Here is a 24,230-nt window from a genome sequence, read left to right as displayed (position 1 = left end):
TGCGACGTTACCCGCTTTTTATTCAAGGAAAGTTCGACGGGCTAATCCCGTATGATGTGTTTAAAGCCGATTATTGTCCGGATTTCAACCGGTTCGAGGTTTTGCCCGTCGCGTTGGAGCCGCAGAAAGCGGGTCTTCCGGCCACGGGTGTTTCGGATAACGGCCGCGCATGTCGGCTCTTACATCAGCCCATGAACCACGCCAGAAGCCCGGCAAATCCCGCGTAATCTGTATTGGCCGGTGCGAGGGGGAAAGGAGTTCCAGAACAAGTGGTATATGCCCGTCGGCAATGGCGGGATGCCGGTCGAGTCCGAACAGTTCCTGAACACGTACCGAAAGAAGGGGAGCCTCTCCTTCATAATTGATCGCAATATCAGAGCCGGTCGGTACTGTAAAATGCGTTGGCGCTTTTTTATCTATTTCATTTTGCAGTTGATAAGGCACAAGCGAAACAAGACCGTTATAAATGCTATTGTCTCTTATTCTATCAAGCTGCGGTTCACCTGTCAGGAAGGGTAAAAGCCAGTCATCGAGCTTCTCTAAAAGTTCTTTATCCGACATATCGGGCCACGGTTCTCCAAGCCCTTGATGCAACCACTGAAGCCGTTGTCTTAAAGCAATGGTCTTTTTTGTCCACGGGAGAATGTTCAGCCCATAACGGCGGATAGCCATAATAACAGCCTGATCGGCTTTTTCACCTTTCGGCAGCGGAAGTGTTTTTTCACCAAGAACAACCGCCCCGATTTTTTGAATTTCTCGCGCACGCAAGGAATGCGATTGCGCGTCAAAAGAAATTTCTGTGCGGCCTTCTATCTTGGCGTTCAAAACAGTGCGGATTGTTTCTTCGTCGATTTTTGCGGCTGTAATGATACGCGCCTCTTCGGCTTTTCCCATCATATCGGCAACCACGAGATAATCTGTTTTGAAAAACGGCGATAATTCGTCGGCGACTACGCCTCTTCCATTGGCTGTTAAAAAGCGCCCGTTATTGCCTCTTGCTTTGCCAACACGGTCAGGCCAAGCAAAAAGCAGAAGCCGTCCCGCCTGGTCGGCGGAAAGGAGGGGTAAATTATCAATATCATCACTGCTATCAGGATATTGTTGTTTGACAAGACGCTTGACCAGTAAACGCGCTTTTTTTGCTCTGTCCGATTTGTCTATACGGAATTTTTCAATTCTGCGTTCAATATCATCGTCGTTGCCGCCAAGTCCGCGCTCTGTCAAAATAACTGCAATTTCGCTTGCCAAATGCATTTCTTCAATGGTTTTTGTTTTGATAAGCATGGCGGATAAGCGTACCGGCAAGGCGGTTTTGCGCATTTTTTCGCCTATGGCGGTGATGCGTCCATTTTCATCAATGGCATCGAGTTTTTTTAACAGTTCGCGTGCTTCATTCAATTGCGGTTTTGACGGCGGGTCAAGAAAAACAAGTTGCGATATATCGGTGATGCCAAAGGCTGCGCTATCAAGCAAAAGGCCGGAAAGATCGGCGGTCAATATTTCAGGGGTTTGATAATCGGGAAGTGAAGATGTTTGCCCTTCATGCCAAAGACGCACGGCAATGCCATGCGAAGTTCTTCCGGCGCGGCCGGCGCGCTGGTCAACGGACGCACGCGAAGCGCGAACCGTTTCCAGCCTTGTTATTCCGGTTGCAGGCTCAAAAAGCGGAACCCGCGAAAGCCCGCTATCAATAACAACGCCGACGCCCTCGATTGTCAGCGAGCTTTCGGCAATGGAGGTTGCAAGAACAATTTTACGCTTGCCCCGTTCCGCCGGTTTGATTGCCAAATCCTGTTCTTTACTATCCATTGCACCGTAAAGAGGAGCAATAATGGTATTTTTATCAACCATATCGGCAAGCAAACGTGCAGTTTTGTTTATTTCCCTTTGTCCGGGCAAAAAGGCCAGAATATTTTCCGGTTGTGACGACAACCAGTGATAGATGGTTTTTGCCATAGATTCTTCGAGATTGTCCCCGACCTTTCGGGGTTGGTAGACGATGTCGACAGGAAAGCTCCGCCCCTTTGATTCTATCAAAGGAGCCGATTGAAGAATTTTGGAAATTCTCGCCCCGTCAAGTGTTGCCGACATCACAAGAATTCTCAAATCGGGCCTTAAACCATCCTGAATATCAAGCGTCAGTGCCAAGCCGAAATCGGCATCAAGACTGCGTTCATGAAATTCGTCGAATAAAACTGCTGCTACCTCCGATAATTCGGGATCGTCAAGAACCATGCGCGAATAAACCCCCTCGGTCACCACAACAATGCGCGTGCTTTTGGAAATTTTTTTATCAAAGCGCATGATATAGCCGACAGTTTCACCGACTTTTTCTCCAAGTCGCATTGCCATTTGGCGGGCAGCCGCACGAGCCGCAAGGCGCCTCGGTTCGAGCAGAATGATTTTTTTATCCCTGCACCAATCCTGTTTTAGCAAATGGAGCGGCACAAGCGTGGTTTTTCCGGCACCCGGCGGGGCAACAAGAATGGCTTTATTATTGTTTTGAAGCGCTTGATCGAGCGCAGGAAGTGCTTCGTTAACAGGAAGATTTTGTTGGTCTTGGTTCATACAGGCTTTGTGAATAACTATTGGAACATCTTTATGGCACGCAAAAGAAATAGACTTTCGCCCGTCAAATGCCAATAAATAAACAGCCTGACAATGCAGGATTAATCAAGGGAAAATATTATGACAATAAAACGTATTGATGCCAATAAACGGATGAGTGAAGCCGTTATTTATAATGGTCTAGTTTTTCTTTCAGGGCAAGTTGGCAGCCCCGGAAAAACCACCAAAGAACAAACGGTAGAAGCACTTGCTGCAATCGATCACCTCTTGAAACAGGCAGGAACCGATAAATCGCGCATTTTATCAGCAACAATCTGGCTTGCCGATATGGTTGATTTTGACGTTATGAACGAGGTTTGGGAAGCGTGGCTTGAAAAAGATTCAGCTCCCGCACGTGCAACTTGTGAAGCGCAGCTCGCCTCTCCTCTTTATCGGGTAGAAATCATTGTAACAGCCGCTCTCTAATGTGTCGGCTCCCGAAATTTTATAACCGGCGGTTTCATCACTTCGTTAAAGAAAACTGGAAAAAACCGTCTGAAAATATTGAAACGGGTTCACCCCGTTTCAACAAATGGGCTGCGCGTATAAACGCGCAGTAGCAGGTCAAAGGGATGATTTTGTTTAATTTCGATTGTGACATTCATATCGTTTTACGTAGAGTGGCATAATTTGGAGAGTGAACAAGTCGTTTGTTCAGTTTTTGAAGTTGGATAACCGGTTAATTTTTCATTTTTTCAAAAACGTTCATATTTCGGGATACTGCCGAACGGGCTTTAAAAACCGCTTTGGTAAAGGGTTTCAACGGTCACTATCCACGGGAAAGATACTGAAAAAACTTGGTAAATAAGGGCTCATGGCGTATAAATAACGAGCTTGTCCGTCTTGATTCGTAAGGCGGTTTAACACGATGTTTTTAAAGCAGAAATGGACTGACTTATGAGTGACCAAACAACGCAGCATCACGAAGGCGATTATGATGCCGAATCCATTAAGGTTCTTAAAGGCCTTGATGCCGTGCGCAAACGTCCGGGTATGTATATTGGTGATACCGATGACGGTTCAGGTTTGCACCATATGGTCTATGAGGTCGTCGACAATGCGATTGATGAAGCGCTGGCCGGTTATGCAACCCTTATCACAGTCACACTGAATGCCGACGGCTCCTGCACTGTCACTGATAATGGACGCGGCATTCCGACAGAAATTCACCCGACAGAAGGGGTGTCGGCCGCAGAAGTCATCATGACTCAGCTTCATGCCGGCGGTAAGTTCGACCAGAATTCTTATAAAGTTTCCGGTGGTCTTCACGGGGTTGGCGTTTCGGTTGTCAACGCGCTGTCGGTCTGGTTGAAATTACGTATCAAACGTAAAGGTAAAATCCACGAAATGAGCTTCACCCATGGTGAAGCAGATGCGCCGCTTAAGGTTGTTGGCGAATGCGGTGATGAAACCGGTACTGAAGTTACATTTCTTCCAAGTACCGAAACCTTTACGATGGTCGAGTTCGATTTTGATACATTGGAGCGGCGTCTTCGTGAACTCGCTTTTCTGAATTCGGGTGTGCGCATCCGTTTGACAGATCGCAGACATGCCGATGTGCGTGAAGAGACATTGCATTATGAAGGCGGGCTTGTCGAATTTGTCAAATATATCGACCAGTCAAAAAAGCCGCTCATTGCCGAACCTATCTATATTAACGGCGAAAAAGACGGCATGAATGTCGAAGTGGCAATGTGGTGGAATGATTCCTACCATGAAAAAGTTTTGTGCTTTACCAATAACATACCTCAACGCGATGGCGGCACGCATCTCGCAGGTTTCCGTGGTGCATTGACACGTCAGGTCAACGGTTATGCGGAAACATCCGGCATTGCCAAAAAAGAAAAAGTCACTTTGACAGGGGATGATTGTCGTGAGGGTTTAACGGCAATTTTGTCGGTAAAAGTGCCAGATCCGAAATTTTCATCACAAACCAAGGACAAACTTGTTTCGTCCGAAGTGCGGCCGGTGGTTGAAAATCTTGTTAATGAAGGGCTTTCCAACTGGCTTGAAGAACATCCCGCTGAAGCAAAAATTCTGATCGGCAAAGTTGTAGAAGCAGCCGCTGCACGTGAAGCTGCACGTAAAGCACGTGAATTGACCCGCCGTAAAGGTGCTCTGGATATTTCGTCACTTCCGGGTAAACTCGCCGATTGTCAGGAACGCGATCCGGCAAAGTCGGAGATTTTTATCGTGGAAGGTGATTCCGCCGGTGGTTCGGCCAAAAGCGGAAGAGCGCGCCAAAATCAGGCTATTTTGCCTTTACGCGGCAAGATTTTGAATGTTGAACGCGCCCGTTTTGACCGGATGTTGTCTTCGGATATGATCGGTACGTTGATTACCGCACTTGGCACTTCAATCGGCAAGGACGAATTCAATCCCGATAAATTGCGTTATCACAAAATCATTATCATGACCGATGCGGATGTTGATGGAGCGCATATTCGTACTCTGTTACTGACTTTCTTTTTCCGTCAAATGCCGGAATTGATTGAACGCGGTTATGTCTATATTGCCCAGCCACCGCTTTACAAAGTAACGCGTGGCAAATCTTCCCAATATATCAAGAACGAAACGGCGTTTGAGGAATCGTTGATCGAAGCAGGGCTTGAAGGCAGTGTGCTTGAACTTGCCAATGGTGAAATGCGCGCCGGTGCGGATTTGCACCAATTGGTTGAAGATGCACGTGTGATAAGAAATATGCTTCATGGTTTAAATACCAGATATAATCGTACCGTTGTCGAGCAGGCCGCAATTGCCGGTGCGCTCAATCCGGAAGCTCTGTCGACAAAGGAAAAAGCGCAGGAAACGGCTGATCGTGTAGCCGCTCGCCTTGATATGATTGCCGAAGATATGGAACGCGGTTGGACCGGCCATGTGAATGACGACGGTGGTCTCCGTTTCGAGCGGGTTTTACGCGGTGTAAAAGATGTTGTCGTTCTTGATATGGGATTGATTGCTTCGACCGATGCCAAGCGGATCGACAATATGTCCCATCATCTTGATGAAATTTATGGAAAACTTCCGGTTTTTCGTCGTAAAGATACAACGGAAACGATTTCTGGCCCGATTGCTCTTCTTGATACCATTTTTGCCAATGGCAAAAAGGGGCTGACGATGCAGCGTTATAAAGGTCTGGGCGAGATGAATGCCGAGCAACTTTGGGAAACAACACTTGATCCCAATGCCCGTTCACTGTTGCAGGTCAAAATTGGCGATGCACAGGATGCAGACGCGGTTTTTGCCAAATTGATGGGCGATGAAGTGGAACCCCGCCGTGAATTCATTCAGGAAAACGCGCTTAACGTCTCGAATCTCGACGTTTGACGGAATTTCATTGTGCCGGATGATACAAATGTTTGCGGAAAACATCCGGCGCAGAAGCTGTGTTCGTTAAAGCCGTGTTCTTTAAATCTGTGTTCTTTAAATCCGGCACGGCTCTTTTATCCTTCCCGCTTTATTTGAACAGACCGGCCTTGTTTAAAGGCCGGTTTTTCTCAGGCTTTTAATCTCCCGAAATTTGTTTAACAAAGCCGATTTTTTTAAGACAGATTTTTCCGCGCGTGACGGGATGTGTTCTAACAATCAGTCGCCAATTCAAGATTTAAGATGTCAGGTGTTTCTGTGACGGGTTAATAAACATAGTGCAATTGTCTTGCACTATTTTGCACAAGTCCGACTATGACATTTTGAATTTATAGCCTGTCGATTTCAATTATATGCGAATGCGAATTTATATCCCGATGAGCTTTTCGCCCTTCTGTTTACCCCTGTCGCTTCCAGGCAAAAATGGCAAAGATGGATAATGCTGCCGGTTTTCAATAATAAAATTCCGGTTTTTCCGGATGAACAACACCATTCTATCCGGAGTCCCGCCGGAAGTCGGTTCGGCGAAACCGGATAAATCCAACCATGATAAAAATTGGCATTTTTTGAATCAGGATGGAAATGAACCTTCAGGAAAGGCATATCAAATCTTGAAAACAATTGCGGTTTTTCCGAATTTCGTTTCCCTTGGGGCAAAGATAATGTGTTTTCAGCGATATTGATGCCAACAATAGGAAAATTGACAGCCTATAGCAGAGAGAAACAAAATCGACGTAATAAAACAGGCTATAGGATAAAAGAGGTTAAATGGACTTTTACGACAAAATATTGGCGAACGAAAACTGTTCACCCCGATAAGCTATGAGATGTCCGGAACATTATTATATCGGGATTTTTCAAATTGTTTTAGTCGAAACGGCAAATGAAAGGCCGGTTCCCGCCAAGACAATTACCAATAACAGATAAAAGTTGCGGCAGGCAAGCGGTTTGAAATTCGCGCTAGTAAAAACACGAAGCCCATCAAATGCACTGATAACGGTGTGATTAACTCTAAACTGAAAATTATTGGCGGCCAATAAAGCTTTATCTGAAAGTTATTGGCCGCCAATGAAACATAGAGGTAAATCCTGAGAACAGGCTAAACCGGAAACGGAATGCTCTTACACCCTTACCGGCTTTGCCACGCGCTCTTCATTGCCGAAAAATTGCAAGTACCGGCGAATTTCACTTGGCTCGCCAATAGCTTTTTCAGGGTTATCCGAAAGTTTCACGGCCGGTCTGCCATTGGCATGGGTAACCTTGCAAACAAGTGAAATTGCATCAAGTTCTTTGATGTCTTTGGGAGCACAACCGACAAAATCATTGGTCAGATTTGTTCCCCAACCGAAGCTCATGCGAACACGCCCTTGAAAATGCTTGTAGGTTTCCTCGATTGTATCGACATCCAATGCATCGGAAAAAACAATAAGTTTTTCACGCGGGTCCTTGCCGTGGTCTTTCCACCACTTGATAATGCGTTCGCCCCCTTCGATCGGCGGTGCACTATCCGGACGGAAGCCTGTCCAGTCTGCCACCCATTGAGGTGCATTGCGTAAAAATGCCGCCGTACCGAAAGCGTCAGGCAGTGCAACCAGAAGATTACCGCCATAATAACGGTTCCAATCCTGCATAATCCGGTAAGGAGCTGTGCGCAATTCCTCGTCATTATTGGCAAGGGCCGCAACAACCATCGGCAGTTCATGTGCATTGGTGCCGATTGCTTCCAAATCGTTGTTCATGGCAAGAAGAACATTGGAAGTACCGGTAAATGAATTCCCGATTCCCTCTTTTAAAGCCTCGACACACCAGCGTTGCCACAAAAACGAATGGCGCCGGCGTGTACCGAAATCGGAAATACGAATATCCGGATATTTTTTAAGCCGCTCGACCTTGCTCCACATTTTCGCTTTTGCGCGCGCATAGAGAATATCGAGTGCGAACCGTCCGAGATTGCGCATTGCCGCGCGCGAACGCAATTCATTGATAATCGAGAGTGCAGGTATTTCCCACATTGTGGTGTGTGTCCACGGCCCCTCGAAATTCAAAATATATTGCCCGTCTTTACGTGTCAGCTCGTAATCAGGCAATTGGAAACCCTGAAGCCAATGGAGAAAATCCGGTGTAAAAATTTGCTTGCGGCCATAAAATGTATTACCGGCAAGCCAAATCATTTCCTTTTTGGTGAATTTCAAAGTACGGGCATGATCGAGCTGTGCCCGTAATTCCGATTCATCAATTTCATCTGCCAGCCGAACCGTTTTTGTCCGGTTAATCAGTGAAAAAGTCACATCGACATCCGAATAAAGTCCCCAAATCATCTGTAACATCAGGAACTTATAGAAATCGGTATCAAGCAGCGATCTTATAATAGGATCAAGCTTCCATGTGTGATTATATACACGTTCTGCAATATCGGTTTGCGCCATAACACTTTCAATCTGTTTGTTGACTCTACCTTACAAGAAAAGGTTACCTTGATAAAAGAACAAAGGAAAGTAAAGCCTTCGCGAGGTGCTTCAAGGAGTCTTTAGACTCCTTGAAGTCATTTATCGATCGTCAGATTGATTTCATGATGTCCTGTCTTTTTCAGACCGATGCCGTTTTCAGGTTTATCGACCGTCTTCTCATCAACGGTCAAAGCGGGCGTTTTACCGCGATTAACCTTGATAACATAGGTTGCATTATCAAATTTGACAGTCGCTTCGTAACCCGGCCAATCTTTTGGCAGACATGGTTCGAGATAAAGTTTGGAACCCTTGCGGTTAATGCCGAGAATAGTTTCTGTCGCCGCACGATAGAACCAGCCGGCCGAACCCGTATACCAGGTCCATCCGCCCTGACCGCGCCGTGGCTCGACAGAGTATATATCGGCAGAAATCACATAAGGTTCGACACGATAGACATGAGGATTTTTCCCGTGCGAAATCGGGTTAATCATCGAAAAGACCTGATAAGCCTTATCGTTCTCCTCAAGTTTGGCAAGTGCCAGAATGCTCCAGATTGCGCCATGGGTATATTGACCGCCATTTTCGCGAATACCCGCCGGATAGCCCTTGATATATCCGGGTTCAAGCTCGGTCTTGTCGAATGGTGGCCAGAACAGGCGTATAAGTTGACCTTTCTCGTCCAGCAATTGGTCAAGCATGGATTGCATGGCTTGTTTTTGGTGTTCTTCCGTTCCCATGCCGGAAATAACACTCCATGATTGGGCAATTGTATCAATCTGGCATTCATCATTGGTGTGTGAACCCAAAGGTTCTCCATTATCGAAATAACCACGACGATACCATTTTCCATCCCACCCGCTGGTTTCAAGTGCTTTGGTCAGTGTTTCGAGGTGATGCGTCCATGTCTTGACGCGCTTTTCATCCTTGCGTTCTTCGGCAATCGGAATGAAAGCTTGTAAAGCCGTGCCAAGGAACCAGCCGAGCCAGACACTTTCGCCTTTCCCTTCTATGCCGACAAGATTCATTCCGTCATTCCAGTCACCGCCCAGCATTAACGGCAAGCCGTGTTCGCCGGTACGTTTGACTGCAAGGTCAAGGGCGAGTGCGCAATGCTCGTAAAGTGTTGCGGTTTTTGGCGAAACGGCTGGCTGGAAATAGCTGTCATGCTGACCTTCCTTGAGCTTGTCGCCATCAATAAAAGCAATGTCTGTATCAAGAAACGCATGATCGCCCGTGCTATTGACATAAAGCGCAGTACCATAACCGAGCCATGCCACGTCATCGGAAATCAATGTTCTGACACCGGCGCCGCTATCGGGCAGCCACCAATGTTGTACATCGCCTTCCGGAAACTGGCGTGATGCGGCATTGATGATCTGTTCGCGGGCGAGTTCCGGCTTGAGCAGCAAGAGTGACAAAGTATCCTGCAACTGGTCGCGGAAACCGAACGCCCCGCTTGCCTGATAGAATGCAGCGCGCGCCATGATGCGGCAGGCATAGGTTTGATAGGGAAGCCAGTTGTTGACCATGAGATCGAATGAACGGTCATTTGTTTTGACCTGAAGGCCGGAAACAAAATCCGTCCATTGTTTTTTCTCTTTTTCAAGAACAGAGGTGAAAGTCTCTTTGCGTATGCTATCAAGCAATTTTTCGGCTTCAACTCTATTCCGTGCATTACCGAGATAGAAGATGATCTCTTTCTTTTCACCGGCTTTCAATTCAATATCAAAAGCAAGTGCGGAGCACGGATCACGTCCGGCTTCAACCGTGTTGGAAAGCGCCTCTCCCTGACGGATTGCTTGCGGATGTTTGACAGTACCGATCGAGCCGATGAACTCCGTTCTGTCGGCTGTGTAACTCGAAGGTGTGCTGTTAGCCGCAATGAAGCTGACTTCTTCGGACTTTTCCGTATGATAAGGATTGCGAACAAAAAGCGCACCGCGTTTTTTGTCATAATCGGGAATGATGAAGGGAGCAGCTTTTGCCCTGACTGTGCCCAATACCCATTCGACATAATCGTAAAGTCTCAGACTTCTTGAACTCTTGTCATCGTTTTTGATAACAAGACGCGAAAGCCTGATCGGGCGTTTGTTATCGACGGTATGGGTCAATTCCAGACTTATCGCTCCGTGTTTCGACGTGAATGTCGAATAGCCAAGGCCGTGGCGCGCTTCGTAAAGTGCCGTGTCATCACATTCAACAACCGATACCGGCGAGAAACGTTTTAACGAGTGGCGGTCAACGATATAGAGAGCCTCACCCGGACGATTGACAACAGGATCGTTCGCCCACGGTGTCAATTGGTAATCGCGGCTATTGCCCGACCAGGTAAAGCTCGACCCTTCTGCCGAAACGTGGAAACCGAAATGTTCGTTTGAAATAACGTTAATCCATGGATTTGGCGTTGCATTTCTTCCCGAAAGACGAATGACGTAGCTATTATCCTTGTCGAAACCGCCATAGCCATTCCAATAAGCAAGGTCTTTGCCATCAGGAAGCGGGCAGGATTTATGCTGGTCGCCAATGATACCGATAGATGTAAATTGGCCTTGTTCAAGTGGCATAACGATCTCTTCGTGTTTGCCGCTTTTGCGTTGCGCTGCTTTTCCATTGGTATGCGTCTTGGTAGATTGGGCAGCCTCGTCCTCCTTGTTGCGGTGGGAAAGGTCGGAATCAATATTTTCCATGCGCTGCATTTGTTCGGACAAGGAACCGTTTTGGGCTTGCAAAACAATACGGGCGCTTGCAAGCAAAGTTTTAAAACTCTGCTCGTTCATCTGGTCACGACGGATGGTGAAAATATGTTGGCGTCCGTCTGCTTCAGCGGTGCGGTTGCGATAACCTTCGCACATCCATTCGATCGCGCGTTGGGTATCTTGCGCATAAGAAAAAGCCCGTTCGTTCAAAATGACAACATCGACAGTCAGTCCGCGCATCCGCCAATATTCATGCGCTTTCAAAAGCCCGCGCAAGACTTCCAGATCGGCTTCATTATCAAGTCTGAGAAGGAAGATCGGAAAGTCGCCCGATATTGACATCGGCCATAAATCCGATTGTTTGCCAAGATTTTCAGCGAGCGCCTCCGAAGGCAAACGCCAAGTGCGATCGGGATAGATAAGCGAGGTCGCGTATTTCTGGTAAACGACCGATTCTTTCGGCTTGATACCAAGCTGATAAAGCGACACTTGCGAACGGGTCCAGGCGAGCGAAAACTCGCGCTCGAAGACATTCGGTTGACGGTAATATTCAACTTGTGAGGCGAGCTTTTCTTTTGAATTTGCCGCAAATGTCCAGAATATCAAAGCCGCCTTTTTGCGTGCCGGAACCCGCACACGACATCTTATTGCTGCGACAGGATCAAGCACACATCCCTCTGTGCCGGTCAATGTCGCACCACGGTCGAAAGCGGCCGGACGGCGGATAGAACGACCGCGACCGATAAAGACGCGCCGGTCGGTTTCTGCTTCTGCATCACGAATGGCACCGGATGTATCGGTGACAAAATGGGCCACATGGACTTCCGGATCTTTCGGGTCGCGTTTGCGCCGTTTGGCATAAATTGTTCCGCCCTGATCGGCAATTTCTGTTTCCACAAACATGCGTGAAAAGATAGTATGCGCCGCATCCGTTTCGGGTGTTGTCAATACCAGCTCGGCATAGGAAGTAATTTCAAGGATGCGGTCTTTCGAGGTGGTGTTGATAAGTTCGATACGTCGACCTTCACCATCACCTTCGGATGCAACAATACATTCCACGGTCGATTTTATACCATCGACGGTTTTTGTATATTCGGCCTTTTCATCGGTGAAAACGGTTGAAGCTTCTTCATCGGCAACGCGCGTTGGTTCACCCGTTGCCGACCACCAGCGGCCGGAAGCAGGGTCACGCAAAAAGATGAAAGTGCCTTGCTGGTCTTCGGCTGCATCGGGCATGAAACGGGTAACAGCAATATTGTTCCAGCGGCTATAGCCCGAACCTTTACCGGTCAACATCACCGAATAGTTCCCATTTGACAAAAGCACTGTCGAACGTGGTTTGGTGAGCGGAGTTTTGATAACGCGAACCGGTGCATCTTCAAAACCGCCGGCATCGCTGCGCATCGGATTTGCCGTTTTTGCATGAACCATTGGAATTTCGCGGGGTGCTTTTTCCTGCAACAGAAGCTGTGCTGCTTCGATCACCGGATCGCTATGAAAACGATCCCGCATGCGACCGTCGAAAATGACATTGTCAATTGCAAGAATAGACATGCCGTGGTGGTGCGCATAATAATTCTTGACGACGGCGTATTTTTCGCCTTCACGCACACGCGCCGGTGTGAAATCGACCGAGTCATGAAAACCGTATTCCCCAAGCGCACCGAGTTTGCGCAAGCGTGCAAGATTGGCAACTGCTTCGGTTGGCATATATTGGGATGCCAGAATGCTTGCATAAGGCGCAATAACAGCATTGCGCGAAAGCCCGCGTTGAAGGCCGAGACTGGGAACACCAAAGTTGGAATATTGGTAGTTCATCTGTTGGTCACGGGCATTAAAGGCTGCTTCCGAAATACCCCATGGCAATCCGCGTTCATTGGCATATTGGATTTGTCTACGAACAACAAGCCGGTTTGTCTGGTCAAGGAGTGACCCCAAAGGCTCACGCATGACAAGCGGTGGCATTAAATATTCAAACATCGAACCCGACCAGGAAAGCAGAGCACCTTTCCAGCCGACCGGAACCAGCATACGACCGAGACGGAACCAATGCTCGACCTTGACATCGCCTTTGGCAATGGCAAACAGGCTCGAAAGACGGGCTTCCGAAGCAAGCAGATCATAGCAACTTTCGTCAAGCTCGTTTTCCTGAACACGATAGCCGATTGACATCAACCGCCGTTCCTGACGTTCGAGGAAATCGAACTTCATATCGAAAGCAAACTGGCGGGCTTTCGCCGAAAGATCATTCAAAGTTTTCCGGAGAGCTTCTGTGTCATGATCGGCTGTGGCATCATGGGTATGGGCTTCGCAGGTCTCGATCAGGCATTCGGCCCACGAAACAGCATGACGTGATTCATCGCTGCCGATTTCGCCGTCAAGCTCGCTCGTAAGACGCCCTATGTCATTTGCCGCAGTTGTCAGATTTGCCGTGCGGAATGTTGCCGTTTCCGGTTCATCCATAATCGAGCGGACGGCTCTCCGGAAATTGGCGATGCGTTCTTCAATTCTTCTGCGAAGCGGGCGCAGAATGCGACGGTCATCGGGGATGAGGTTTAATGTTTCCTGCAAAATGTCATTGACATCAAGAAGGCCTGCAAGATCACCTTGTAAGAATACCGATGGTGCTTCACCCCATTCTCTCAAGGCGGCGGCCAGTGTTACAAGATGGCCGGCAAGATTGCCTGAATCAACGGTCGAAACATAACTTGGTACCAATGGCCGCAATGTATCTGTTTCATACCAGTTGAAAAAGTGGCCGCGGAATCTTTCCATCTTATCCATTGTATCGAGTGTGCGTTCAATACGCTGGATGGCATCATCAAAACTGACCCAGCCGAAATCACGTGCTGCGACTGTTGATAGCAGATAAACGCCGATATTGGTTGGAGAGGTTCTGCGTGCCAGAACCGGTACGGGATCTTCCTGATAATTGTCGGGAGGAAGAAAGTGGTTATCGGCATTGGCGAATGTTTCATAATAATGCCAGGTGCGGCGCGCAATACGGCGCAATTCATTTTTGTCGGATGGCCGGATTTCAAGTGAGTCCTGAAAGGCTGCCGAACGGCTCACAATCCACGCAATGAGCGGTGAAAAAAACCAGGCAAGGCCAAAAGGAAGAGCCACAAAAACTGCCGAATTATGAAGTGCGGCAGGTAACGCAATGGAAACGATGCCAATTAACGAAGCCGGCCACATGGTGGTGACATAATAGGAAAGCGTGTTGGGTGAAGAACGCGTTGCTGCCGACGTTTTCCATTCAAGCAGATGTTTATGTGAAACAAACATGCGATAGAGCGTGCGAATAATTGCATCAACCATATAGAATGCCGAATAGGCAAGGAAGGTCGTGCGCAGTGCTACATCTGCCGTGCTTGTCGCAATATTCGTCAACACCGACTGGAAGTGGCCGCGCAAGGAATTATCCATGCTTGTCGGCATAATATTGCGTAGAACACCAAGTGTGGGGGCAATAAACATGCCCAAAAGCAGAAATAATTGCCAGAACACAGCCGTATGAAGCGGCAATATGCACCAACCGAAAAGCGAGGCAATAATCCACATGAGCGGTGTCAGAGAACGCCGCAAATTATCCTGCATTTTCCAGCGGGTAATAAGGTTGATATTGTGACGGGTGAAAAGATAGGGCAGCAATTGCCAGTCGCCACGGATCCAGCGATGATGACGGGCAACATCGACATTATAAGCCGTCGGATAATCTTCAACCACTTCGACATCGCTCACAAAGCCGACACGTGCGTAACCGCCTTCAAGAAGGTCGTGGCTCAACACACTATTTTCACGCACTTTGTCGGCAAGCGCTATTTCAAACGCATCAATGTCATAAAGGCCTTTGCCGGTATAGGTTCCTTCGCCCAAAAGGTCCTGATAGGTATCGGAGACGGCAAAAACATAAGGGTCAATGCCGCGATTGACCGAAAAAACACGCTGCAGGAATGAAGCATCATCACCGGTGGTAAGCGAGGGTGTCACACGCGGCTGAAGAATGCCATAGCCGCTTTTAACCGTATGTGTTTTGGGATCGATAACGGGGCGGTTTAACGGATGATTGAGTTTGCCGACAAGGCGGGTGACCGCTTCGGGGGTGAGCTTGGTGTCGGAATCAAGTGTCATGACAAACCGGCAATCCATTGGCAGACGTGGGTCTGTCGGGAAGAAACTTGTGTCACGATCGCCGCGCAAAAGCAGATTCAACTCGTGCAGCTTGCCGCGTTTGCGCTCCCAGCCCATATAGCAATCTTCACTAGGATTGAACAAACGGTGGCGATGTAAAATGAAAAATAACGGCTGCCCGTCACCGCGATAATAACGGTTGAGATCGGCAATACCTTTTTGCGCATATTCGAGGAGATCGCGATCGTCTGCCGTTTCTTCCTTTTTCGAGTCGGCCCAGTCAGTCACCAAGGCAAAATAAATGGCTCCTTGCGGGTTCGAGAGATAGTGAACTTCGAGATTTCTTATCTGCTCGTCAATAGAATCGCGTGAGGTTATCATTGTCGGAACGACGACAAGTGTTTTGGCTTCCTCAGGAATACCGTCCTTATATTCATAACCGATCAGTCGCCGCGGTTCGACAGTCCAGGCAACCAGAGTATTGAAGAGCGCAAAAGCAGTATCCATTGTCGGGAAAAGTGCCAGTGCTGTGAAAGTTAGCGACAAAGCATGGCTCAAACCGGTTTCCCGCAGCAATGCATAAACTGCAATGAGAATGAGAATGGTCAGGACAGAAACCGGAACCGCAATGCTGAAAATTTTCATAGCGCGGAAGGCACGCATGAAACGCGTCGAGAACGGGCAATCATAATTGCAAGCCTGTTCAAAAGCTTCTCGTCCAGGTCCCACAAGATACCAGGCAACCGATGCTCCGGTCGCGACACCGTCTTTTTTTGCATCCTCGACCATATCGATTGCTTTTTTTGTCACTTCCAGTTCGGTTAACGGCGAGCGGCGGGCAATTTTTTCGATGATGACGCGATAGGTATTGCGTGATGGAAAATCGATTTCGCCGAAATCGCTGTTTTCGCGCAACAGAAAATCGACATGGCTGACCGTTTCAAACCAATATGTCCAATCAACGTCATCAATGGCTTTCAGGCCACGAATGATATTGCCCATTGTCACACCGCCGGTTGATTGGCGCGAATGTTCTTCGGCAGTTGCCGATTCAGGGTCGCTGCCATGACGATGTAACTGCTCTTCAAGCCAGTTCAAGGCTGTTGTTGAATCAACAGAAGCGCCACGCAAACGATAGAGAAGATGGGCAGCGAAAGTCGGGTCGGCAACAAGTGCCTCGTAAGTTGAAAAAATGCTTTGAAGTGCATTGTCATTTTCAGCCAGAGCCATTTGGTCAGCGGCCTGGTTTGCAAATCGCCGCATCCGGCGGGCTTTTTCGATGCGCATGGAAAGCCGGCGCGCGTTTTCGATGAGAACCATACGGACAGCCGAAGGCAAAGCCCATAATTCGCCAATCTGGAAATCGGCAACCTGTTGGTAGCCGTTGACCATAGCCGTTAAAGTTTTAAGCGAAAAACTGCTGTCGGTATGCGCAACATAAAGCCAGGCTAGAGCGAAAATTCTCGGCAGTTCATTTTCGCCTTTATAAGGGGGAAGCTGTTTGACAAATGCACGCGGAAAGTCACGCCGCGCCTGCTGGATGGTTTTATCAATCGTATAATGGTTATCGAGCAGCCATTGGGCAGCCGGAGTGATGGTCTCGTTATTGCGAGCGGCAGCATCGGTCGAGCGGAAGGTATGCAAAATGAGCTTGGAATTCTCGGTGAGCCGTTCTCTGAAATCGAATGGCGTATATTCCGGCAAAACAATTTTTTTACCTTCGGCCATTTCATGCGCAAGTTGCTGCAACTCGTCTTCCGATTTGAAGGTCGAGCGGATTGGAAAAGCTGTATCAGGAAGGTAGCGTATTTCCGTTTGTTGAGAAAGAAGCCATTTAATTGATGATGCAGTTTCCGCCATATTATTTGATCCTTGCCTTTAAAAAGCTCACGCGACAGAATTTAGCCTGTTTTTTAAAAGATAAACTATATCTTTTTTATTAAACTCGAATTTCGATTTTTTTGGTAAACGCCAAACACTTTATATTACACGTCGATAAAAATAGGACATAGTGTTAAAAATTGCATTAAATAGCGCTGCTATAAGGGGAAAAATTCAGCAAATCAGGGCATTTATTTAATAAAACAGTTCCCCGACATATTCGTTAAACAGCTATAAAGTTCAAGAATTTATTTATAAAGCAATCAACTAAAGCCCCGTTAGAGAAAACGGGGCTTTAAAATCCGGATGGGTCTATTTTGTCGAATTATAGGCAGCCAGAGCTGCCATTGTGACAATGTCGGAATCGCGCGCCCCCAGTGGCACAATCTGGGCCGATTTTTCGAGTCCTAAAAGAATTGGCCCGATCAGTGTTGCGCCCCCAAGTTCTTGCAACATTTTACTGGCAATCGAGGCCGAATGATAGCCCGGCATAACCAGAACATTGGCCGGTTCGCTCAAGCCCATGAATGGATATTGCTGCATCATTTTGGCGTTAAGTGCAACGTCGGCACTCATTTCACCGTCAAACTCGAAATCGACATTGCGCTCGCGAAGCAATTTGACCGCTTCCTGAATACGTTGGGCACCTTCACCCTTCATGTGACCGAAAGTAGAATATGCCAGAAGTGCAACGCGTGGCTTATAACTCATATCATGGGCAAAATTTGCCGCTTGTTCGGCAATATCGGCCAATTCTTCCGGATTCGGGTGTTCGGAAATAGCCGTGTCGGCAATAAAAACGGTGCGACCGCGGCAAATAGCCATTGAAACACCGACAACCCGTTCATCTGCCTTTACGTCGATAACGCGGCGGACATCTGCAAGTCCGGTTTCATAATTACGTGTTACGCCGGTAATCATCGCATCGGCGTCGCCCAATGCCAACATGCAAGCAGCAAAATGGTTGCGATCATTATTGATATAACGGTGGCAATCTCTCAACAACCAACCTTTTCGTTGCATTTTGCTATAGAGGTAATCTGCATAAGCATCTTTCCGATCGGACAGGCGGGCATTGGCAATTTTTATTCCGGATCTGTTAAGGTCGATACCGGCTGCCTTCGCTCTTTTCTCGATAACATCTTCATGTCCAACCAGAATGGCACTACCGAGCTTTTGATTGACGTAAGAAACGGCTGCACGCATGACCTGTTCTTCTTCACCTTCGGCAAAGACAATCCGTTTCGGATTCTGGCGTACACGGTTGTAAACGCCGCGCATTGTTGCGGCTATCGGGTCACGCCGCGCAGCCAAATCCCGCGCATAGGCTTCAAGATCGGCAATCGGCTTGCCGGCAACGCCGCTTTCCATTGCGGCTTTTGCAACAGCAGTCGGAATAGCCGACAATAAGCGCGAGTCAAACGGTACCGGAATAATATATTGCGGCCCGAATTTAAGTCTGCTGCCGCGATAGGCATCCGCCACATCATCGGGTACTTCTTCGCGGGCAAGCTGGGCTATGGCTTTGGCCGCAGCAATTGTCATTGCCTCATTGATCGTGCTGGCACGCACATCAAGTGCGCCACGGAAAATATAAGGGAAGCATAAAACATTGTTTATCTGGTTAGGGTAATCCGAACGCCCTGTTGCCATAATGGCATCGTCGCGTACTTTGGCAACTTCTTCCGGTGTAATTTCAGGGTCGGGATTGGCCATAGCAAAGATGATCGGCTTTGGTGCCATGGATTTGACCATTTCAGGTGACAAAACCCCTTTGGCCGAAACGCCGAAGAAAACATCTGCCCCCTCAAGTGCTTCCGCAAGCGTGCGTTTGTCGGTCTTGACGGCATGGGCAGCCTTCCACTGGTTCATATTTTCCTGACGGCCTTCATAAACGACGCCTTTGGTGTCGCACAATATGACATTTTCCGACTTGAAACCCATGGCTTTTATGAGTTCAATGCAGGCAATTCCGGCAGAACCGGCACCGTTGCACACAAGGCGTGTGTGCTTCATATCACGTCCGGTAAGATAAAGCGCATTGATAAGACCGGCTGTAGCAATAATGGCGGTTCCATGTTGATCGTCATGAAAAACCGGAATGTTCATCAATTCTTTCAATCGGCTTTCAATGATAAAACAGTCGGGAGCTTTGATGTCTTCAAGGTTGATGCCGCCGAAGGAAGGCCCCAGATAGCGAACCGCATTGATAAAAGCATCCACATCGGTGGTATCAACTTCCAGATCAATCGAATCAACATCGGCAAAGCGTTTGAACAATACGGCCTTGCCTTCCATCACAGGTTTGGAGGCAAGAGCACCAAGATGTCCGAGGCCTAAAATGGCTGTACCGTTTGAAATAACAGCAACAAGATTGCCTTTATCTGTGTAATCAAAGGCTAAAGCGGGATCTTTTGCGATTGCTTTTACCGGAACGGCCACGCCGGGCGAATAAGCCAAAGCCAAATCATGCTGTGTTGACATCGGTTTTGTCGGGACAATTTCCAGTTTTCCGGGGCGTCCGCGACTGTGAAAATCCAGTGCTTCCTGTTCTAAAGAACTGTAAGTTTTTGTTTTATCTGTGTTTTCTTGATTTTTTTTGCTCATTTTTCTATCATTTTCTGGTGTAGCGAATATGATCGCTGCATTCAAGCCGGTCTAAATGCGATAATAATTCAAAATTATGGATTATCTTTAAACAATAGTCCAAGTTTTTTTCTCGTTTCCAAATATATTGTTCGGGTGTTTTCGGCAATAAATTGTAAAATTGCATTGGTCGGAAAGAGTTCTGTATGAAACTGGATTTTGAATGGTACGGCGTTCAAATTGAATGTAGCTTATGGAACCTCATAGAACATAAAATGAAAGGCTGTTTGGTGGCGAGCCAAAAGGCAAGGGTAGAAAAAGTATGACAGAAGGCGCAACCGGAGAAAAGCAGAATAGCTCGCAAGAGCGTATCACGCCGATGATGGAACAATATATCGAAATAAAAGCGGCAAATAGCGATTATTTGCTGTTTTATCGCATGGGCGATTTTTACGAGCTTTTTTTTGACGACGCAATCGAAGCTTCCAAGGCATTGGGTATTGCTCTTACCAAACGTGGCAAACATCTGGGGGAAGATATACCAATGTGCGGCGTTCCGGTTCACGCCGCTGATGATTATTTGCAAAAACTTATTGCCTGCGGTTATCGCGTGGCTGTTTGCGAGCAGATGGAAGACCCCGCTGAAGCCAGAAAACGGGGTGGCAAATCGGTTGTGCGACGCAATGTTATTCGCCTTGTCACACCGGGAACTCTGACAGAAGATAAACTGCTTGATCCGGCGCGAGCCAATTATCTTATGGCGCTTTCACGCATCAAGTCGGGAAAAGATCAGGAATTTGCGATTGCATGGATTGATATTTCAACCGGAATTTTCAAAGTAAGCCGTGCCCATGCCGACCGGTTGCTTGCCGATATTATGCGCATCGACCCGCAAGAGCTGATCGTTGCCGATAGTGTTTTCCATGACGAGGCACTAAAGCCTTTATTCAACATTCTAGGTCGTATCGTTACACCACAAGCGGCAAGCCTTTTTGATAGCAATATGGCCGAACGCAATATTTGCGACTATTTCAAACTGGCAACGTTGGAAGGGCTGGGACACTATGATCGTGCAGAACTTTCGGCAATTTCTGCGGCCATCGGCTATGTTGAAAAAACACAAATCAATGAACGCCCGCCCCTCATGCGTCCTCAAAGGGAAGACGAAAATGCCTCTTTGTTTATTGATCCGGCAACCCGCAACAATCTGGAATTGACACGAACACTTTCAGGCCAGCGCGATGGCAGTTTGATGAAAGCGATTGACCGGACAGTGACGGGCGGCGGTGCAAGACTTTTGAGCGAACGCCTGATGGCACCGTTGATTGCACCGGTTGCAATCAACGAGAGGCTTGATTCGGTTGCCTATTTTCTCAATGATATGCGGCTTGCCGAAGGCTTGCAGGCTATTTTGAAAAGCGCACCGGATATGCCACGGGCACTTTCACGCCTTGTTCTTGGTCGCGGCGGCCCGCGTGATATGGCTGCAATCCAGCGTGGCTTTGCTGTTATTTGCGATGTGAAAAACCTGTTTGCGGGTCAACTTCTGCCGCAAGAATTGGGCGATGCTTTTGCAATCCTTGAAAAATTACCCGTTGATTTGCACAGCCACCTTGATCGCATTCTCGCCGATGATCTGCCCTTGTTGAAACGGGACGGGGGGTTTGTTCGCGAAAATTATAATCAGGAACTTGATGAACTGAGAACCCTAAGGGACGAATCACGCCGCTTCATTGCCGAATTGCAAAGCCGTTATGCGGAAGAAACGGGCGTTAAAGCACTTAAAATCCGCCATAACAATATTCTTGGTTATTATATCGAAGTCACCGCGCTTCAGGCACCGGCATTGACGGAAACGGATGAAGCAAAAAGCCGGTTTATCCATCGCCAGACAATGGCGAATGCCATGCGTTTTACCACAACAGAACTTGCCGATCTTGAAAGCCGCATTGCCAATGCAGCCGATCGCGCTTTGACAATCGAGCTTGAATTGTTTGACAAGCTGGTTGAAGAAATTGCAGATCAAGCCGATTTCATCCGGCAAGCTGCTATGGCACTTGCTGTTTTTGATGTTTCTGCCTCCAATGCTAGTCTTGCGGAAGAACAGGGCTATTGTCGCCCGCTTGTCGACCAGTCGCTTGATTTCGAGATTGTAGCGGGGCGCCATCCGGTGGTTGAACAGGCATTGAGAAAGCAGGCCAAAGAACCGTTTGTTGCCAATAATTGTGATCTTTCTCCTAAAAATGGTGCGAAATATGGTGCCATTTGGCTACTGACCGGCCCCAATATGGGCGGTAAATCAACATTTTTGCGTCAAAATGCCCTGATTGCCATTATGGCGCAAATGGGGTCGTTCGTTCCTGCCGGTTCTGCCCATATCGGTGTTGTCGACAGGCTTTTCAGCCGCGTTGGTGCAGCCGATGATCTTGCCCATGGAAGGTCAACCTTTATGGTTGAAATGGTGGAAACAGCAACAATCCTCAATCAGGCAGGCGAGCGTTCATTGGTTATTCTTGATGAAATCGGCCGCGGAACCTCGACATTTGACGGGCTTTCTATTGCCTGGGCAGCCATTGAATATCTTCATGAGGTCAATCATTGTCGTGCAATTTTTGCGACCCATTTTCATGAAATGACAGCACTCACCGAAAAACTTGATCGGCTTCACAATGTGACGATGAAAGTCAAAGAATGGAATGGCGATGTTGTTTTTCTGCACGAGGTGGGAAATGGCGCGGCAGACCGTTCCTATGGGGTGCAGGTGGCAAAACTTGCAGGCCTTCCGGCGGCCGTTTTGTCGCGGGCGAAAGATGTTCTCCATCAGTTGGAAAAAGGCGAAGTCGCCGGTAAAGCCACAAAATTGATAGATGATCTTCCACTTTTTTCCGTTGCTTTGGCGCGCGAAGCAGAAAACAGCCGTCAAACTTCAAAAATCGAAGAAGCCTTGAAGGCAATCAATCCGGATGAGCTTTCCCCTAAGCAAGCCTTGGAAGAACTCTATCGTTTGAAACAGCTTTCTTTGGCTGAAAATTAAAGGCAAGGTTGAAGACTTGACGCTCTCGATTGAAAAAATCGATTGGCGGGAATGCGTGTTTTTTAAAGCACTTGAAGAGCGGGCAAGGCTTGTCTTTGTTTAATAAGAACGGGATGATGTTAAACGGGAATTATATCGAATAACCATTCGGGAGTTCTCAATTCACATTGACCAATGCTGTTATTGATCGCATTGGTTTTGTATTATTCGCGCCTCTACTGACAAAAAAAGAAGGCCGGTATTTTAAACAAGCCGGTTTTCGCAAGAACTATTACAATTTTGCTTCCGCTCAAGAGAATTGAAGTTTAGTCTTTGTGATATGGCTTGAAAGCTGCACTTATTCCCATCCCGCCACCAATTCCCATTGTCGCAAGGCCGAGCGCATCGTCATCCAGATTTTTCATTTGGGAAAAAAGCCGTATCGTCAGAAAAGTGCCCGACGCGCCGAAAGGATGTCCAAGGGCGATTGCGCCACCTTCACGGTTGATTTGTTCCGCCGATATATCCAACTCGTCAATGGCGGCAAGCACTTGTGCGGCAAAGGCTTCATTGAATTCGATGACTTTGAAATCCGAACAATTGTCGAGCTTCATTCTTTGTAACAATTTTTTTGTCGAGGGAACTGGTCCCATACCGGCAAGATTGGGGTCAACACCGCTTACAGCACTATCAATAAAAATAATTCCGTATTGAATGCCCAATTGTTTGGCTTTTTCGAGAGATGTCACCAGAACCAGAGCTGCCCCGTCATTCAAAGGGCAGGAATTTCCGGCAGTGACTGTTCCATTTTGTTCAAAAACCGGTCGCAAATGAGCCAAAGTTTCCACGGTCAAACCCGATCTTGGGCAATCGTCAGCGGAAAATAGACCTTTTGCAGTTTGAAGGGGTATGATTTCATCGTCAAAACGATGGTCAGCTTGAGCTTTCAAAGCTCGTTGATGGCTTTGAAGCGCGAAATGGTCTTGCCTTTCTCTCGATATGCAAAAATGTCGGGCAATATTTTCAGCCATGTTTCCCATATCGGGGTCACCGATTCTATCCGGCGAAAAACGGGCACGGGAAAAAAATTGCGGCAATTCGCGCGGCGTTTTCGGGCGTTTTATGCGCCACGGCGCAGTTGATACGCTCTCTGCACCACCGGCGAGATAAATTTCACCCGCACCCGCTTCAACAAGTCTGCATGCCATAACAACAGCTTCAAGTCCTGAGCCGCATTGCCGGTCAAGCGTTACACCCGGAATTTCGACCGGCAGTCCGGCAGTCAAAGCGGCAAGGCGTGCGAGATTACCCCCGCCGCCCGCAGCATTGCCGATCATAACATCGTCAATTCCGGTTTTTTCGATCTTTGTGCGTTCGACGAGTGCCTGAATGAGCGGGCTTAGAAGATATTCCACGTCAACAGATGAAAGCGCACCATTTGCACGCGCTATAGGTGTTCTCGCTGCCGCTATAATAACAGGTGTTCTACTCTCTTCCATT

Annotated in this window: 8 protein-coding genes and 1 pseudogene; 3 read left to right on the top strand and 6 right to left on the bottom strand. The window is 47.8% G+C overall.

What is annotated here, in order from left to right:
- Positions 1-84: 84 nt before the first annotated feature.
- Entirely contained in the window at positions 85-2,568 is a 2,484-nt protein-coding gene (gene hrpB / locus H3S94_RS02925; protein WP_198240233.1) for an ATP-dependent helicase HrpB, read from the bottom strand.
- A gap of 120 nt (positions 2,569-2,688) precedes the next feature.
- Between hrpB and H3S94_RS02920 the strand changes: the two genes are divergently transcribed.
- Positions 2,689-3,033: a RidA family protein gene (locus H3S94_RS02920; RefSeq protein ID WP_198240232.1), complete on the top strand. Its 345-nt coding sequence runs from the start codon at positions 2,689-2,691 to the stop codon at positions 3,031-3,033.
- Positions 3,034-3,504: 471 nt separating this feature from the next.
- Positions 3,505-5,934 carry a DNA topoisomerase (ATP-hydrolyzing) subunit B gene (gene gyrB, locus H3S94_RS02915; protein WP_077990516.1) on the top strand — a complete coding sequence of 810 codons (2,430 nt, stop codon included), beginning with the start codon at positions 3,505-3,507 and terminating at the stop codon, positions 5,932-5,934.
- Between the two features lie 1,160 nt (positions 5,935-7,094).
- Here the strand turns inward: gyrB and pncB are convergent.
- The 4 genes and pseudogenes from pncB to H3S94_RS02900 form a co-directional block, all read right to left on the bottom strand.
- A complete protein-coding gene (pncB, locus tag H3S94_RS02910; RefSeq protein WP_077990519.1) occupies positions 7,095-8,399 on the bottom strand; it encodes a nicotinate phosphoribosyltransferase in 1,305 nt (434 codons plus the stop codon).
- Between the two features lie 116 nt (positions 8,400-8,515).
- Complete coding sequence (locus H3S94_RS02905) at positions 8,516-17,110, bottom strand: GH36-type glycosyl hydrolase domain-containing protein (protein WP_198240231.1); 8,595 nt, start codon at positions 17,108-17,110, stop codon at positions 8,516-8,518.
- A gap of 299 nt (positions 17,111-17,409) precedes the next feature.
- Entirely contained in the window at positions 17,410-17,487 is a 78-nt protein-coding gene (locus H3S94_RS12075; protein ID WP_369805704.1) for a hypothetical protein, read from the bottom strand.
- Positions 17,474-19,738, bottom strand: a pseudogene (locus tag H3S94_RS02900) (NADP-dependent malic enzyme); the annotation flags it as partial. The gene H3S94_RS12075 and the pseudogene H3S94_RS02900, both read right to left, overlap by 14 nt.
- A 301-nt stretch (positions 19,739-20,039) precedes the next feature.
- On the opposite strand from H3S94_RS02900, the gene mutS reads away from it, so the two are divergent.
- Positions 20,040-22,751 carry a DNA mismatch repair protein MutS gene (gene mutS / locus H3S94_RS02895; protein WP_198240229.1) on the top strand — a complete coding sequence of 904 codons (2,712 nt, stop codon included), beginning with the start codon at positions 20,040-20,042 and terminating at the stop codon, positions 22,749-22,751.
- Between the two features lie 305 nt (positions 22,752-23,056).
- On the opposite strand, the gene H3S94_RS02890 is transcribed toward mutS, so the two are convergent.
- On the bottom strand, positions 23,057-24,229 hold the full coding sequence (locus H3S94_RS02890) for a thiolase family protein (protein ID WP_198240228.1): 1,173 nt from the start codon (positions 24,227-24,229) through the stop codon (positions 23,057-23,059).
- Between the last annotated feature and the right edge of the window lies 1 nt (position 24,230).

This window comes from Bartonella sp. B10834G3, from assembly GCF_016102505.1.
Lineage (GTDB): Bacteria > Pseudomonadota > Alphaproteobacteria > Rhizobiales > Rhizobiaceae > Bartonella > Bartonella choladocola.
The sequence above is the reverse complement of the archived record's forward strand: the minus strand, read 5'-3'. Positions and strand labels throughout refer to the sequence as shown.

Coding starts and splice junctions, on each gene's coding strand:
- H3S94_RS02920 (WP_198240232.1), top strand. CDS start 2,689: ATGACAATAAAACGTATTGATGCCAATAAACGGATGAGTGAAGCCGTT.
- mutS (WP_198240229.1), top strand. CDS start 20,040: ATGACAGAAGGCGCAACCGGAGAAAAGCAGAATAGCTCGCAAGAGCGT.
- H3S94_RS02890 (WP_198240228.1), bottom strand. CDS start 24,229: ATGGAAGAGAGTAGAACACCTGTTATTATAGCGGCAGCGAGAACACCT.
- H3S94_RS02905 (WP_198240231.1), bottom strand. CDS start 17,110: ATGGCGGAAACTGCATCATCAATTAAATGGCTTCTTTCTCAACAAACG.
- pncB (WP_077990519.1), bottom strand. CDS start 8,399: ATGGCGCAAACCGATATTGCAGAACGTGTATATAATCACACATGGAAG.
- gyrB (WP_077990516.1), top strand. CDS start 3,505: ATGAGTGACCAAACAACGCAGCATCACGAAGGCGATTATGATGCCGAA.
- hrpB (WP_198240233.1), bottom strand. CDS start 2,568: ATGAACCAAGACCAACAAAATCTTCCTGTTAACGAAGCACTTCCTGCG.